Source organism: Streptomyces sp. NBC_00328 (genome assembly GCF_036139655.1).
Classification (GTDB): Bacteria; Actinomycetota; Actinomycetes; order Streptomycetales; family Streptomycetaceae; genus Streptomyces.
In genome coordinates this window covers 2,805,662-2,821,225 of record NZ_CP108013.1, presented here as the reverse complement: position 1 = coordinate 2,821,225, position 15,564 = coordinate 2,805,662, and the positions used below count along the sequence as shown (strand labels likewise).

13 protein-coding genes are annotated in these 15,564 nt (G+C 70.5%); 9 read left to right on the top strand and 4 right to left on the bottom strand.

Features of this window, described 5'->3' with window-relative positions:
• Nucleotides 1-10 precede the first annotated feature (10 nt).
• The 7 genes from OG485_RS12380 (at nt 11) to OG485_RS12350 (ending at nt 8,039) form a co-directional block, all read left to right on the top strand.
• Complete coding sequence (locus tag OG485_RS12380; protein ID WP_328668397.1) at nt 11-1,393, top strand: ABC transporter substrate-binding protein; 1,383 nt, start codon at nt 11-13, stop codon at nt 1,391-1,393.
• 218 nt (nt 1,394-1,611) lie between these two features.
• Nucleotides 1,612-2,406, top strand: a complete 795-nt coding sequence (locus tag OG485_RS12375) for a rhamnogalacturonan acetylesterase (protein WP_328668396.1) — start codon at nt 1,612-1,614, stop codon at nt 2,404-2,406.
• A 68-nt stretch (nt 2,407-2,474) separates the two neighbouring features.
• Nucleotides 2,475-3,803 (top strand): pectate lyase family protein, encoded by a 1,329-nt coding sequence (locus OG485_RS12370; RefSeq protein WP_328668395.1) that lies wholly within the window; start codon nt 2,475-2,477, stop codon nt 3,801-3,803.
• 2 nt (nt 3,804-3,805) lie between these two features.
• On the top strand, nt 3,806-4,948 hold the full coding sequence (locus OG485_RS12365) for a pectinesterase family protein (protein WP_328668394.1): 1,143 nt from the start codon (nt 3,806-3,808) through the stop codon (nt 4,946-4,948).
• 1 nt (nt 4,949) lies between these two features.
• The gene (locus tag OG485_RS12360) at nt 4,950-5,969 is read left to right on the top strand and encodes a pectinesterase family protein (protein ID WP_328668393.1); all 1,020 of its coding nucleotides are present in this window, start codon (nt 4,950-4,952) and stop codon (nt 5,967-5,969) included.
• A gap of 43 nt (nt 5,970-6,012) precedes the next feature.
• Entirely contained in the window at nt 6,013-7,122 is a 1,110-nt protein-coding gene (locus OG485_RS12355; protein WP_328668392.1) for a right-handed parallel beta-helix repeat-containing protein, read from the top strand.
• Nucleotides 7,123-7,244: 122 nt separating this feature from the next.
• Nucleotides 7,245-8,039: an HAD family acid phosphatase gene (locus tag OG485_RS12350; RefSeq protein ID WP_328668391.1), complete on the top strand. Its 795-nt coding sequence runs from the start codon at nt 7,245-7,247 to the stop codon at nt 8,037-8,039.
• An 87-nt stretch (nt 8,040-8,126) separates the two neighbouring features.
• Here the strand turns inward: OG485_RS12350 and OG485_RS12345 are convergent, their stop codons facing one another.
• Together OG485_RS12345 and OG485_RS12340 are read right to left on the bottom strand one after the other, a co-directional pair.
• On the bottom strand, nt 8,127-8,993 hold the full coding sequence (locus tag OG485_RS12345; RefSeq protein ID WP_328668390.1) for a hypothetical protein: 867 nt from the start codon (nt 8,991-8,993) through the stop codon (nt 8,127-8,129).
• Complete coding sequence (locus OG485_RS12340; protein WP_328668389.1) at nt 8,990-9,556, bottom strand: SigE family RNA polymerase sigma factor; 567 nt, start codon at nt 9,554-9,556, stop codon at nt 8,990-8,992. Before OG485_RS12340 ends, OG485_RS12345 begins: the two co-directional genes overlap by 4 nt.
• A gap of 255 nt (nt 9,557-9,811) precedes the next feature.
• Here OG485_RS12340 and OG485_RS12335 point away from each other — a divergent pair, with 255 nt between their 5' ends.
• Nucleotides 9,812-11,263 (top strand): NCS2 family permease, encoded by a 1,452-nt coding sequence (locus OG485_RS12335; RefSeq protein WP_328668388.1) that lies wholly within the window; start codon nt 9,812-9,814, stop codon nt 11,261-11,263.
• Nucleotides 11,264-11,512: 249 nt separating this feature from the next.
• Here the strand turns inward: OG485_RS12335 and OG485_RS12330 are convergent, their stop codons facing one another.
• Together OG485_RS12330 and OG485_RS12325 are read right to left on the bottom strand one after the other, a co-directional pair.
• The gene (locus tag OG485_RS12330; protein ID WP_328668387.1) at nt 11,513-12,964 is read right to left on the bottom strand and encodes a peptidoglycan D,D-transpeptidase FtsI family protein; all 1,452 of its coding nucleotides are present in this window, start codon (nt 12,962-12,964) and stop codon (nt 11,513-11,515) included.
• A 96-nt stretch (nt 12,965-13,060) separates the two neighbouring features.
• Nucleotides 13,061-13,834: an IclR family transcriptional regulator gene (locus tag OG485_RS12325; protein WP_151470389.1), complete on the bottom strand. Its 774-nt coding sequence runs from the start codon at nt 13,832-13,834 to the stop codon at nt 13,061-13,063.
• A 132-nt stretch (nt 13,835-13,966) separates the two neighbouring features.
• Here OG485_RS12325 and OG485_RS12320 point away from each other — a divergent pair, with 132 nt between their 5' ends.
• Nucleotides 13,967-15,496 (top strand): aldehyde dehydrogenase (NADP(+)), encoded by a 1,530-nt coding sequence (locus OG485_RS12320; protein ID WP_328668386.1) that lies wholly within the window; start codon nt 13,967-13,969, stop codon nt 15,494-15,496.
• The last annotated feature ends 68 nt before the right edge of the window (nt 15,497-15,564 follow it).

Sequence of the window (15,564 nt, the reverse complement as noted above, 5' to 3'; positions counted from 1 at the left end):
GAGCCGATCGATGAAGACCAGCCCGCTCAGGAACAACCCACCGGTACCCGGTCCCAGAAGGACCGGTGTCCGTGGAGCCCGGCGCGCCGCCGTGGCCGTCGCCCTCGGATCCGTGCTCGCGCTGACCGTCACCGCCTGTGGTGACGACGGCAGCGGCAGCGCGGGGGACAAGGGGACCGAGGGCTCCGGCAAGGGCGAGATCACCTTCTGGGACAACAACGGCGGTGTCCGCACCGACATCTGGAAGCAGATCATCGCCGACTTCGAGAAGAAGTACCCGGACATCAAGGTCAACTACGTCGGTATCCCGGCCGCGAGCGCCCAGTCCAAGTACGACACCGCCATCCAGGGCGGCGGCCTGCCGGACGTCGGGGGTGTGGGCACCGCGATGCTCGCCGAGGTCGCCGTCCAGGGGGCGCTGGAGCCGCTGGACAGCCGGATCGAGAAGAGCGCGCTGAACGGAAAGCTGAGCCAGAACCTGCTGGACGTCAGCCGGGCCGCGGGCGGCGGAGACACGCTGTACCAGGTGCCGACCTCCGCCAACAACGGCACGCTCTGGTACCGCACCGACCTGTTCAAGGCGGCGGGCCTGGACGAGCCGGCCTCCTGGTCGAAGTTCTACGACGCGGCCGCGAAGCTCACGGACACGGGCAAGAACAAGTTCGGCTTCACCATCCGCGGCGGAGAGGGCTCCATCGCCCCGGCGCTGGACGCGGCGTACGGCCAGACCGGCATCACCTCGTTCTGGAACGGCGACAAGACCACCGTCAACGACCCGAAGAACGTGGCGGCCCTGGAGAAGTACGTCGCCCTCTACAAGAAGTCCACCCCGTCCGCCGACGTCAACAACGACTTCACCAAGATGGTCGCGCAGTGGGACAGCGGCACCATCGGCATGCTGAGCCACAACCTCGGCTCCTACCAGGACCACCTGAAGGCGCTGGGCGCGGGCAAGTTCCGCGGCATCCCGAATCCCACGCTGGACGACGGCACGCGGGTGCAGATCTCCAACCCGGTCGACGGGCTGAGCCTGTTCAAGTCCGGCAAGAACAAGGCGGCCGCCTGGAAGTTCATCGAGTTCGCGGTCTCGGCGGCGGAGAACTCCAAGTTCAACGAGTCGGCCGGTCAGGTCCCGGCGAACACCGACGCGGCGAAGGACGCCTGGATCCAGCAGGCCGAGCCGACCAAGCTCGCCGCCGAGGCACTGAACGGCACCGGCACCAAGATCGTGCAGCTGCCGTACTACCTGCCCGACTGGAACACCATCTCCAAGGCCGACAACGAGCCGAACTTCCAGAAGGTGCTGCTCGGCAAGATGAGCGTGAAGGACTTCCTGGACACGCTGGCCGACCAGCTCGACAAGGCGCAGGCCGACTGGAAGGCCCACCACTGACCCGGTCCGCCCACAGGGCCCGGCCGTGGCGCGCGTCGCGCCGCGGCCGGCCCGGGGCCCGGCGGCTGTCTCCGCACCTCCGTCGGAACCACAGCCGGAAACTTTGCTGGACCTCAGCCGGAACCTCTGTCCGGTCCTCTGCCGGTCCTCTGCCGGAACGCCGGCCGGGACCTCCCGTAGAAAGCTCAGCCGAACCCTCTGTCGAAAGGCACACGCCCGTGTCCCTCACGCGCAGACAGGTCACCTCGGCGGCCGTGGCCGCCTTGCCGCTCGGCGTCGCCGCGGCGGGCCCCGCGCCCGCCGCCCCGCACCGCCGGCCGCGCACCCTCCACATCGCCGGCGACTCCACCGCCGCCCAGAAGTACGCCGACGCCGCACCCGAGACCGGGTGGGGCATGGCCCTTCCGTTCTTCCTCCGTGAGGACCTCGTGGTCGCCAACCACGCGGTGAACGGCCGGAGTTCGAAGAGCTTCATCGACGAGGGGCGCCTCGCCGCGATCCTCGACGTGATCCGGCCCGGCGACCTCCTGCTCGTCCAGTTCGGGCACAACGACGAGAAGAGCGCCGACCCGACGCGCTACACCGAGCCGTGGACGACGTTCCAGGACTGCCTGCGGCAGTACATCGCCGGGGCGCGGGCCCGGGGCGCCCGGCCGCTGCTCGCCACCCCGGTGGAGCGCAGAAAGTTCGACGCGGACGGCAACGCGGTCCCGACGCACGGCGACTACCCGGCGTCGATGCGGGCGCTCGCCGCGGACGAGCACGTGGCACTCCTCGACATCCAGGCCCTGTCCATCGCGCTGTGGCAGCGGCTCGGCGTCGAGGAGACGAAGAAGTACTTCAACTGGACCGCGACCGAGCAGGACAACACGCACTTCAACCCGCCGGGTGCCATCGCCGTGGCCCGTCTCGTCGCGGCCGGACTGCTGCACTCCCGGGTTCTCGCGCCCGGGGACGTACGCCGTCTCGACGCGGAGATACCCGAGTCCTGGATCACCTGGCCGACCGCCTGAGTCCCTGAGTCCTGAGTCCTGAGTCCTGAATCCCTGAGTCCTTGAGCCGAAGGAAAGAGAGTCGCACGATGAACACACAGAAATGGCATGGGCATGCCATGACATGGAGCGTGACCGCCACGCGGAGAACGGCCGCGCTGATGGGCTGCACCGCCCTCGTGCTCGCCGTCACCGGCACCCCCGCCCAGGCCCAGTCCCGCGAGCCCGCCCGGCAGACGCTCGCCGCGGGCGACGGCTGGGCGTCCGACGGGACCGGCACCACCGGCGGCTCGGCCGCCAAGGCCGCTCGGATCCACACGGTGACGACCTGGGCGGAGTTCAGGGCCGCGCTCGCCGCCGACGGCAGCGCGCCGAAGATCATCAAGGTCAAGGGCACGATCGACGCCAACGCCGACGGCTGCGACTCCTTCGCCGCGCCCGGCTACGACTTCGACCGCTACCTCGCCGACTACGACCCCGCGGTGTGGGGCTACGACCAGGTGGTCAGCGGCGAGCAGGAGGATCTGCGCGCCGCCTCCGCCGCCAACCAGGACACCGCCATGAAGGCGTACGTCCCCGCCAACACCACCATCGTCGGGATCGGCCGCGACGCCGGCATCAAGGGCGCGAGCCTGCAGATCAAGGACGTCGACAACGTCATCGTCCGCAACCTCGCCTTCGAGAGCCCCCTCGACTGCTTCCCGCAGTGGGATCCCACCGACGGCGACACCGGCAACTGGAACTCCGAGTACGACAGCGCGGTGGTCTACGGGGCCACGCACGTCTGGCTCGACCACAACACGTTCACCGACGGCGACCACCCGGACAGCTCGCTGCCGACGTACTACGGCCGGATCTACGAACAGCACGACGGCGAACTGGACATCGTCAAGGGCGCCGACTACGTGACCGCCTCCTGGAACGTCTTCGCCGACCACGACAAGACCATCCTGATCGGCAACAGCGACAGCGCGGCGACCGCCGCCGTGGACCGGGGCCATCTGAAGGTCACCCTCCACCACAACCTGTTCACCGGCCTCGTCGAGCGCGCCCCCCGCGTCCGCTTCGGGCAAGTGGACTCCTACAACAACCACTTCGTGGCCGACTCCACCTACGGCTACAGCTACGGCATCGGCATGGAGTCCCAACTCGTCGCCGAGCACAACGCGTTCACGCTGCCCGACTCGGTCAGCGCCGCGCTGATCCTCAAGAAGTGGAAGGAGGCGCCGCTGACCGCGGCCGACAACTACGTCAACGGCGTACGCACCGACCTGATCGCCGTGCACAACGCGGAGATCCCGGCGGAGACGCTCCAGTCCGGTGCCGGATGGACACCGGTCCTGCGGACGAAGGTCGACCCGCCGAGGGCCGTTCCCGGCATCGTCGACCACCGCGCGGGCGCCGGAAAGATCTGCTGACCATGGCCGGACACCCCGTCAGCAGAAGGGCGTTCGTCGCCGCGAGCACCGGAGCCGCACTGGCTCTCGGCCTCGCGGCCCCCGCCCGCGCCACCGGGCGCACGCCCTTCGGACGCCACGGTTCGCCGTCCGCGCGGCGCGACGCGCGGACGCTGTACGTCCATCCCGGCGGCCTCGGCGACCACACCACCGTGCAGGCCGCCGTGACCGCCGCGACCGGCGCCGGATTCACCCTGGTCATCGCACCCGGCGTGTACCGCGAGACGGTCTCGGTCGGCGCCGTCGACCCGGCGACCGGCCTGCCCGGCGCCGCCGGCTCCGAGATGACCTGGATCGGCGCCTCCGGCGACCCGCGCGACGTCGTCGTCGTGTACGACAACGCCAACGGCACGCCGAAGCCCGACGGTTCGGGCACCTACGGCACCACCGGGTCCGCGACGACCACGGTGCGCACCGACGGGTTCACGGCCCGCTCGGTCACCTTCGCCAACGACTGGCTGCGCGCCGACCACCCCGGGATCACCGGCACCCAGGCCGTGGCGGTCAAGGTGCAGGGCGACCGCTCGGCGTTCCACCGGTGCCGCTTCCTCGGCCACCAGGACACCCTGTACGCCGACTCGATCGCGCTCGGCACCTTCGCCCGGCAGTACTACCGGGACTGCTACGTCGAGGGGGACGTGGACTTCGTCTTCGGGCGGGCGACGGCGGTCTTCGAGTACTGCCACTTCCGCACCCTGGACCGCACGGACCTGTCCGGCGCCCCGTACGGCTTCGTCTTCGCGCCGTCCACGGCCGTCGCCGACCCGCGCGGGTACCTGGTCACCCGCAGCCGGATCAGCAGCGCCGCGCCGGACGCTTACTACAAGCTGGCCCGCCCCTGGGTGCCCGGCTCGGACCTCACCGCCCGCCCGATGCTGACCGTCCGCGACACCCGTCTGGACGCCGGCATCGACGCGGTGGCGCCCTACACGAACATGTCCGCCGCCTATCCGTGGCAGAGCCAGCGCTTCGCCGAGTACCGCGACACCGGGCCGGGCGCGGTGATCACGGTCCCGGAGAACCGTCCCCAGCTCACGGCCGAGCAGGCCCGTTCGGCGACCCGTGAGGCGTACCTCGGCGACTGGACTCCGTGGAAGGGGTGCTGAGATGCGCAGGCGAACCCTCCTCGCCGGTCTGGCGGGGTCGTTCACGGCCGCGGTCACGGCCCCGGCCGCCGCCCACGGCCGCCGTGTCCTGCACGTGCGTCCCGGCGACTCGGTCCAGGCCGCCGTGGACGCGGTGGACGGTCCCGGGCAGACGATCGTCATCCACCCGGGAACGTACCGCGAGGTGGTCCGCATCCCCGCCGACAAGGGGGAGCTGACGCTCCGTGGTGCCACGCGCGACCCGCGCGACGCGGTCGTCGTCTTCGGCCGGGCGAACGGCACGCCGCTGCCGGACGGCTCCGGGACCTACGGGACCGCGGGCTCGGCGACCTTCACCTCGGCGGCTCCGGGGCTGACCGTGCGCCGGCTGACGATCGCGAACGACTGGCTGCGCGCGGACCACCCGGAGACCACCGGCACACAGGCGGTCGCGGCCTACGTCACCGGCGACCGCTCGTACTTCGAGCGGGTGCGGCTGCTGGCCCACCAGGACACGCTGTTCGCGGACACGACGGACCTGGCCGCCTTCGACCGGCACTGCTACCGCGACTGCCACATCGAGGGCGACGTCGACTTCGTGTTCGGCCGGGCCACCGCCGTCTTCGAACGCTGCCGCTTCCACACCCTCGACCGGGACGTCTCCTTCAAGCCCGAGGGCATGGTCTTCGCGCCGTCCACCGCCCGCGCGAACCCCCACGGCTTCCTCGCCGTCGGCGGCCGTGTCACCTCGGGCGCCGAGGACGGGGCGTACAAGATCGCCCGGCCCTGGGTCCCGTCGTACGAGACCACCGCGTGGCCCTCGCTCGTGGTCCGCGGCTGCGAACTCGGGCCCGGCATCGACGCGGTGGCGCCCTACACCGACATGCGCGCGGCCTACCCCTGGCAGTCCATGCGCTTTCGCGAGTACCGCAACACCGGACCCGGCGCGGTGATCACCGTCCCGGAGAACCGCCCCCAGCTCACGGACGCGGAGGCCGAGCGGCACACCCGTGCCGCGTATCTCGGCGACTGGCGCCCGTGATTCCCCCGCTCCATTCCCCAGCACGACGAAAGGACCGCACTCCATGTCCCGTCGTACCGTTCTCGCCTTAGGCGCCACCCTGGCGCTCGGCGCGGGCCTCGCCGTCCTCCCCACCCAGGCACAGGCCGCCACCGTCGTCGTCTCCACCACCGCCCAACTGACCAGCGCGATCTCCGGTGCCACCGCCGGAACCGTCATCCAGGTGCGCGGCGGCACCTACTCCCCGACGGCCACCCTCCAGTCCACCGCCAACGGCACGTCCTCCTCGCCGGTCACCCTCACGGCGTACGGCTCGGAGACCGTGAAGATCGACGGCTCCTCGCTCCCCTCGGGCTCCTGGATCTTCAAGTTGACCGCCGACTACTGGAACGTCTCCAACATCACGTTCCAGAACTCCCCGGACAGCGCGGTCGTCTGCCAGTCCTGCACCGGCACCGTCTGGAACAACATCAAGACCATCAACGGCGGCGACTCCGGCTTCACCCTGACCGGCGACGGCACCGTGAACAACACGGTCAAGAACATCGACGCGTACGGCAACTACGACGCCGCCACCCACGGCGAGAACGCGGACGGCGTCGCCGTGAAGTTCGGCTCGGGCAGCGGCAACCTGATCACCGGGGCCCGCCTCTACAACAACTCGGACGACGGAATCGACTTCTGGTCGTTCTCCTCGCCCGTCACCGTCGAACACACCTGGTCCTTCGGCAACGGCAAGAACCGCTGGGGGGACTCGGCCTTCGCGGGCGACGGCAACGGCTACAAACTGGGCGGCGACGGCGAGGTCGTCGCCCACGTCGTCAACAACTCCGCCGCCTGGGACGACGCGGGCAGCGGCTTCACCGAGAACTCCAACACCGGTGCCATCGTCATCAACCGCACCACCGCCTACGCCAACGGGAAGTACGGCTACTACTTCGCCACCAGCGCCGCCAAGCTCGGCAAGAACCTCGCCGTGAGCAACGGCACCGCGGTCTCCAAGGGCTCCTCGGTGACGTCGGCCGGCAACAACTGGGACTCCGGCGTCTCCACCCCGTCGTTCATCTCCACGGACGCGAGCACCACGTACAACTCCCGCTCCTCCAGCGGGACACTGCCCGCGACCACCTTCCTCACGACGGGCAGCACGACCATCGGCGCGACCATGAACTGACTCCCGCCGGGCAGTCCGTGAGGCCCGATCCGTGCGACGCGAGGTCCAAGTCGGCCGAAAAGTATGTATCGATCCGGCAAAAGGCCTCGCGTCCAGCGACGTGACGCGCGTAGAAAACTGTCATGCATAAGTCACTGCGCATAGCGGCCGTCGCCGCAACCTGTGTCGTCGCCGGTGCCGCCCTGTACGGCACCGGTGTCGCCACCGCCGGTCAGTCCACGGCGAACTCGACGCACGAGCCTTACAACATCGGTGTTCTCGTCAAGGACATCGACACCTATTACGGCACCACGGCCGACGCCAACGGGGTGTACCAGGCGTCCCCCGACAGCCCGTACGCCAAGGACCTGGCCCGCCTCGACGCCTCCGCCAAGCGGTACATCGACCAGGCGGCCCGCAAGGCCCACCACCGCCACGGGAAGCCCGCGGTCGTCTTCGACATCGACGACACGCTGCTGCTCTCCCTCGACTACGAGAAGAAGACCAACTACACCTACAACTCGGCCTCCTGGGCCGCGTACGTCGCCCAGGCGGACCGTCCGGCCGTCTTCGGCAGCCCCGACCTCGTCAAGTACGCCGCGTCCAAGGGCGTCGAGGTGTTCTACAACTCCGGCCTGAAGGAGTCGCAGCGCGTCTCCGCGGTCGACAACCTCAAGAAGGTCGGCGTCGACGTCAACCTCGACGCCGCGCACATGTTCCTCAAGGACGCGGCCAACCCGCCCGCGTACCTGAGCGACTGCGCCACCGCCACCGCCTGGAACTGCACGACCGTGCAGTACAAGGCCGGCACCCGCAAGCACATCGAGTCCCTCGGGTACGACATCGTCGCCAACTTCGGCGACCAGTACTCGGACCTCGACGGCGGCTACGCCGACAAGACCTACAAGCTCCCGAACCCCACGTACTTCGTGAGCTGACACGCCCCCATCGTCGAACGCCCCCGCCGGTCGCCACCGGTGGGGGCGTTCGTCGTCTCCGGAAGGCGAACGCGTCCGCGGGCCTCGCTAGGGATCGCCGCCGTCGCTGTCCCGGGTCGCGAAGTCCCCGGCCACGAAAGCCCGTTCGCCGCCCTTCACGGTCGCCGTCACGGTGTAGCCGTCCTCCTTCGCGTCCCGGCCGCCACGATCGTGGCCGTACTGGCCGGCGAAGATCCACGCGCCCGGACGGACCGTGCGACCCGGCCTGAGCGTCCAGGTGTAGACGAGGAAGCCGTCCCGCTCGGTGACCGCCGTCGTGAAGTCGCTCCCGGGCAGCGAGAGCCAGGCCCCCGTCTCGCTCACCCCGCCGGTCTGCCTGACCTCCAGCGTGACCGAGAGCGAGGTGAGCTGCTCCGTGGTCCGCAGGCTGACATCGCTCTGCGCCCAATAGTCGTCGCTGTGCGGGTCGACCGAGCCGTCCGACCGCAACGGGCCGTCCGCGGTGTCCCCGCCGGGCGCCCGGTCCGGGGCCGAGGGGCCGCTCTTCGCGGGGGTCCGGGAGGGGGACGGACGCGGCCGGTCCGACACCTTCGGCGTCCCGGAACGCGGTCCGGCCCCGGCGGTGGCCGGCGCCCGGCCGGCCGGGTCCGGCGACGGGTCGGGCGCCGGGGGAACGGCCACGGTCCGCCGTGCCGGCCCCTCGTCCCGCACCGCCGAGGCGACCGCGTAACCGCCCGCCACCAGGACGCCCGCGACCGCGGCCGTGGCGCCCAGGACACGGGCCCAGCCGAGCAGCGGCGGGCGCGCGGCGCGCCGCGGGGGCCGCCGCTCGCCGGAGCCCGCCATGCCGCGCTCCACCCGGGCCAGGATGCGCGCGCGGTCCGGCCCGTGGGCCCCGGCCGCCTCGCGCAGCCGGGCGCGCAGCTCGTCGTGCACCTCCCGCGACTCCCTCACCGGTCCCGTCCTCCGGTCCCACCCGTGGGCAGCGCCCCCGCGTGCATCCGTACCGACGCCTCGTCCGTGCCGAGCAGTCGCTTCAGTTCCGCCATGCCCTTGGACGTCTGGCTCTTCACCGTACCCACGGAGACGCCGAGGGCGAGCGCGGTGTCCTTCTCCGACAGATCGAAGGCGTGCCGCAGCACGACACAGGCTCGCTTGCGGAACGGCAGTCGGCGCAGGGCCTGTTGGACATCGACCGTTCCCGGTATGTCGGGGTTCTCGGCCCTGTCCTCGCGCTGGGACCAGACGAGCGTGATCCGCCGGCGTTCCCGCACGGCGGCGCGGATCCGGGTGCGGGCGAGGTTGGCGACCACTCCGCGCGCGTACGCCGTCGGACGGTCCGCCGCCCGCACCCGGTCCCAGCGGTGCCACAGCGCGAGCAGCGCGTCGGCGGCCAGGTCGTCCGCGGCGTCCGGCTCACCCGTCAACAGGTGCGCCAGCCGGGCCAGTTCGGCGTAGTGCCGCTCGAAGAAGGCGTGGAACTCCACCGAGGCGGCGTCGTCGACGAGCGTGCCCACGGGGTGTCTCCCCTCGCTTCGGCTGCGGCACCGGTGCGGGTGCGGTGGGTACGGATCCGTGATTCCGGTGTGGAGCACGGGAGTTCCGGCGGAGCGGGATGCGTGAGCGTACCAGCCGGTCGTACGGGCCTTCGAACGGCGTATGGCGGGCCGAACTCGATTCCGTAACACGGGGAAAACCTGAAACCTGTTGATCGGGGGAACAATCCAGCCAGCATCCGCACACGAGGCACGCAGGCAACGAGGAGTATCGCCATGTCCGAAGCGCAGAAGGTCGACAACCGGCCAAGTACCGCCCCACCGGCGGCAGGCGGGATCGACGCCTTCTTCAAGATATCCGCCAGAGGCTCCACCGTCGGCCGGGAGATACGCGGCGGGTTCGCCACCTTCTTCACCATGGCCTACATCCTCGTCCTGAATCCCATCATCCTCGGCAGCGCCAAGGACAAGTTCGGGCACACGCTGGACACCGGTCAACTGGTCACCGCCACCGCGCTGGTGGCGTGTGTCATGACCGTCATCATGGGGATCGGAGGCAACCTTCCGCTCGCCATCGCGGCGGGCCTCGGCCTCAACGCCGTCGTGGCCTTCCAGCTCGCGCCGCTGATGAGCTGGGACGACGCCATGGGCCTGGTCGTCCTCGAAGGCGTCCTGATCTGCGTCCTGGTGCTCACCGGCCTCCGGGAAGCGATCATGAACGCGATCCCGCAGCAGCTCAAGCAGGCCATCGGCGTGGGCATCGGTCTGTTCATCGCCTTCATCGGCTTCGTGGACGCCGGGTTCGTCAGCCGTATCCCGGACGTCGCCCACACCACCGTCCCGGTCCAGCTCGGGGCCGTGGGCCGCCTCACCGGATGGCCCGTCCTCGTCTTCTGTCTCGGCGTCCTGCTGACCATCGCGCTGCTCGCCCGCAAGGTGAAGGGCGCGATCCTCATCAGCATCGTCAGCATGACGGTCGTGGCGATCGTCATCGACGCCGTCGCCGACATCAAGAGCTGGGGCCTGACCACGCCCAAGGTCCCGGACAAGATCGTCGCCAGCCCGGACTTCGGGCTCGTCGGCCACTTCAGCCTGTTCGGCGGCTTCGCCGAGGCCGGTGTCCTCACCGCCGTCCTGCTGATCTTCACGCTGGTCCTGTCGGACTTCTTCGACGCCATGGGGACCATCGTCGGGATCAGCGCCGAGGCCGGGCTGCTCGACGAGCAGGGCCAGGTCCCGGGCATCGGCCGGGTCCTGTTCATCGACGGCGCCGCCGCCGTCGCGGGCGGTGTGGGCTCCGCCTCCTCCAACACCGCCTACATCGAGTCCGCGGCCGGCGTCGGCGAGGGCGCCCGCACCGGCTTCGCCAACCTGGTCACCGGCGGTCTCTTCGGCCTCGCGCTCTTCCTCACCCCGCTGCTGACCATCGTCCCGCTCCAGGCCGCGGCGCCCGCGCTGATCGCGGTCGGGTTCCTGATGATGACCCACGTCAAGCACATCGACTGGGACCGGTACGAGATCGCGATCCCGGCGTTCCTGACCATCGCCGTGATGCCGTTCACGTACTCCATCACCGACGGCATCGGGGCCGGCTTCCTGGCCTACGTCGTCATCAAGGCGGTCCTGGGCAAGGCGAAGGAGGTCAACTGGCTGCTGTGGGCCGTCTCGGCGCTGTTCCTGGTGTACTTCGCGATCGACCCGGTGGAGCAGGTACTCGGCGTGAAGTGACCGGCCCGAGCGAGGGAGCCGGTTCCCGAGGTGACCGGCCAGGCGGTGGGAGCCGGTGGCTGAAGCGACAGGCCGGCCGGTGGGAGCCGGTTCCTGAAGCGGCCTGCCAGGCGGTGGGAGCCGGTTCCTGAGGCGACGGCCCGTCCGGCGGACCCGGTGTCCGTGGCTACGGCCCGGCCGGCGGAGTCCTTGCGCGCGGCGGCCCCGCACCCGATGGGGTGCGGGGCCGCTCACTTGCGGGGGCGCGCCTCAGTTCTTCAGCGCCGCCCGCATCATCGCCTTGGCGACCGGCGCCGCCAGTCCGTTGCCGCTCACCTCCGAGCGCGCCGCGTCCGACTGCTCGACCATGACCGCGACGGCGACCTCCTTGCCGTTCGAGTCGGACTTCGCGAACGACGTGAACCAGGCGTACGGCGTCTTGCTGTTCTTCTCGCCGTGCTGGGCCGTGCCGGTCTTGCCGCCCACGGTCGCGCCGGGGATCAGGGCGTTGGTGCCCGTGCCGTCCTCGACGACCGTCTGCATCGCGGACCGGAGCTGCCGGGCGGTCTCCGAGCTGACGATCTCCTGGGTGTCCGCGCTGTCGTCGTAGTTCTTCAGCACATTGCCGTCGGCGTCGCTGGTCTGCGACACCATGTGCGGCGAGACCAGCTTGCCGTCGTTGGCGATCGCGGCGGACACCATCGCCATCTGGAGCGGCGTGGCCGTGACGTCGAACTGCCCGATGCCGGTCAGCGCCGTGGACGACCTGTCCATGCCCGTGGGGTACACGCTGGCGTACGCCCGCACCGGCACGTCCTGCTCGGTGTCGTTGAAGCCGAACTTCTCCGCCATGGCCCTGACCTTGTCCTGGCCGAGGTCGACCGCCATCTTCGCGAAGACGTTGTTGCAGGAGTACTGGAGCGCGACCCGGATCGAGGCGTTCTCGCAGGGAGCGGACGCGTTCTCGTTCTTCAGGACGGTCGTCGTGCCCGGCAGGGTGTACGGGTCCGGGCTGGTCGTCTTCGCGTCCACGTCGGAGTAGAGCCCGTTCTCCAGCGCGGCGGCGGCCACGACCAGCTTGAAGGTGGAGCCCGGCGGCAGGGGCTGCCGCAGCGCGCGGTTGACCAGCGGCTTGTCGGCGTCCTTGGTCAGCTTCTGCCAGACGCTGTTGTCGCCCGCGCTGATCGACGTCGGGTCGTACGACGGTGTCGAGACGACCGCGAGGATCTTGCCGGTCTTCGGGTCGATCGCGACGGCCGCGCCCTTGTTGCTCCCGAGCGCGCTGTAGGCGGCCTTCTGGACGGCCGGGTCGATCGTCGTGACCACGTCACCGGGGTCGGCGCGCCTGTTGGTGAGCGTGTCCAGCGGGTTCTTCAGCCGGAGGTCCGAGCCGTCCAGCAGCTTCTGGTAGATGCCCTCCAGCTGGGTCGCGCCGTAGACCTGCGAGCTGTAGCCGGTGACCGCCGAGTACAGGCTGCCGTTCTTGTACGTCCGCTTGTACTTGAGGTCGCTCCCTGTCGTCTCCGCGGAGCCGGTGATCGCGTCGCCGGCCACGATGATGTTCCCGAGCGGGTTCGCGTACAGCGCGATCGCGTTCCGTCGGTTGTCCTTGTCGTCCGCGAGTGCCTGTCCGTCGTAGAACTGCACCCAGGTCGCCCTGATCAGCAGAGAGAGCACGAGCAGCAGTGAGAAGACGGCGGCACGCCTGATCGTCTTGTTCATCCCGCACAGAAGGACGAGCGATCAGGGGCGAATCGTTCCCGTCCGCCCGGTTTTCTCATCAATCCTTCATGGGGCCACCGGGCGGCCGTCCCGCCGTCAGAGCCTGCGGGTGGCCAGGGTGAGCCGGTCGCGGGCGTCGAACAGGGCGTCCTTGACCATCTGCTCGTGCGCGGGGGTGAGCCGGGCCACGGGCACCGAGCAGCTGATCGCGTCACGGGCGGGCGTGCGGTACGGGATCGCCACACCGAAGCAGCGCAGCCCCAGCGTGTTCTCCTCGCGGTCCACCGCGAAGCCCTGCTCCCGTACCTGGTGCAGCTCCTCGATGAGCTTCTCCCGGTCGGTGATCGTGTGCTCGGTCAGCGCGGGGAGCGTCTCCGGCAGCATCTTGCGGACCTGCTCGTCACCGTACGTGGCCAGCAGCGCCTTGCCGAGCGAGGTGGAGTGGGCGGGGAGCCGGCGGCCGACCCGGGTGAAGGGGCGCAGATAGTGCTGCGACTGCCGGGTGGCCAGATAGACGACGTTCGTGCCGTCCAGACGCGCGAGGTGGATCGTCTCGGTGGTGTCGTCGGAGAGACGGTCGAGGGTCGGGCGGGCCGCGGCGACCACCTCGTCGCCGTCGATGTACGAGGTGCCGACCAGCAGGGCCCGTACGCCGATGCCGTACCGCGTGCCCGTCGCGTCCGTCTCGACCCAGCCGAGCTCGACGAGCGTGCGAAGCAACATGTACAGGCTGGACTTGGGATATCCGACGGCCTCCTGGACCGCGGCGAGGGAATGCATTCCGGGCCGGCCGGCGAAGTACTCCAGCAATTCAACGGTCCGCACCGCGGACTTGACCTGCGCCCCGCCACCTGTCTCGCCTGCCGACATCGCCCTTGACCCCTTCGTTGGACGGGAAATAGTCTCCGACAGGAGATTCACCATCAGAGACAGCGTTCAGCATATCGAACACCCCTGGTGAGTGACACAAGAACTGTGGCATCACATCTGAAGGGACCCGCGGTGGCAGCAGCACCAGTCTGGAGTGTCGACCCCCGTACCGGGAAGCAGCGGGAACAGGTTGCGGTGGAGGCCACGGCCCAGGAGGTGGACGACTCCGTCCGTGCCGCGCACGCCGCGCGTTCCGCGCTCGCCGACCGCACCGTACGCGCCGCGTTCCTGCGTACCGCCGCCGACCTGCTCGAAGGGGCCAAGGACCTGCTCGTCGAGGCCGCCGACGCGGAGACCGCGCTCGGCCCGGTCCGGCTCACCGGTGAACTCGCCCGCACCTGCTACCAGTTGCGCGCATTCGCCGGAATCGTCGACGAGGGTGCCTTCCTCGACGTCGTGATCAACCACCCGGACGCCACGGCCACCCCGCCGATCCCGGACCTGCGCCGCTACAAGGTGCCGCTGGGCGTCGTCGCCGTGTACTCGGCCTCGAACTTCCCCTTCGCCTTCTCGGTGGCCGGCGGTGACACGGCCAGCGCGCTGGCGGCGGGCTGCCCGGTCGTCGTCAAGGCCCACCCCGACCACCCGGCGCTCTCCGAGCTCGTCGCGGCCGTCCTGCGCCGCGCGGCCGGCCGGCACGACATCCCCGAGGGCGTCGTCGGCCTCGTCCACGGCTTCGAGGCCGGCGTCGAACTGGTCCGGCACCCGCTGGTCACGGCGGCCGGGTTCACCGGTTCCGTCCGCGGCGGGCGCGCGCTGTTCGACGCGGCTTCCGCGCGTCCGGTGCCGATTCCGTTCCACGGCGAGCTGGGCTCCCTGAACCCCGTGGTCGTCACCGAGGCCGCGGCCGCCGAGCGCGCCGAGGAGATCGGCGCGGGACTCGCCGGCTCGATGACCCTGGGTGTCGGCCAGTTCTGTGTGAAGCCGGGCCTGGTGCTCGCTCCGGCCGGCGCGGCGGGCGACCGCCTGCTGAAGTCCCTGACCGAAGCGGTGAGCGACACCGCCTCCGGGGTCCTGCTCGACCACCGTATGCGCGACAACTTCATCGCCGGGGTGGCCGAGCGCGCCGGGCTCCCGGACGTGCAGGCCCCGGTGACACCGGGTGCGGGCGGCGAGCACACGGTGAGCCCCGGCTTCCTGACCGTGCCCGCGAGCAGGCTCGCGGCCGAGGGTGTGCACGATCTTCTCCTGGAGGAGTGCTTCGGGCCGCTCACGGTCGTGGCGCGCTACGAGGACGAGTCCGAGGCGGGCGCGGTGCTCTCCCGGCTTCCGGGCAACCTCACGGCCACGGTGCAGCTCTCCGCGGAGGAGGCGGCGGGCGAGGGGCGCGGTGCGGAGATCCTCGCCGAACTCACCCCCCTCGCGGGCCGGGTCCTCGTGAACGGCTGGCCGACCGGGGTCGCCGTCGCGGCGGCCCAGCACCACGGAGGGCCGTACCCCGCGACGACCTCGACGTCCACCTCGGTCGGCGGCACCGCCATCGAGCGCTGGATGCGGCCGGTCGCCTACCAGGGCGTGCCCGAGGCGCTGCTGCCGCCCGAACTGCGCGACGACAACCCGCTGGGGCTGCCCCGACGGTACGACGGGCGCCTGGAGCGTTAGGTCGGTTCCGTGCCGGGCCGCCCCGGTTCCGGGCCGGGCCGGTTCCGTGTGCGGTCGGTCGTGTGCCG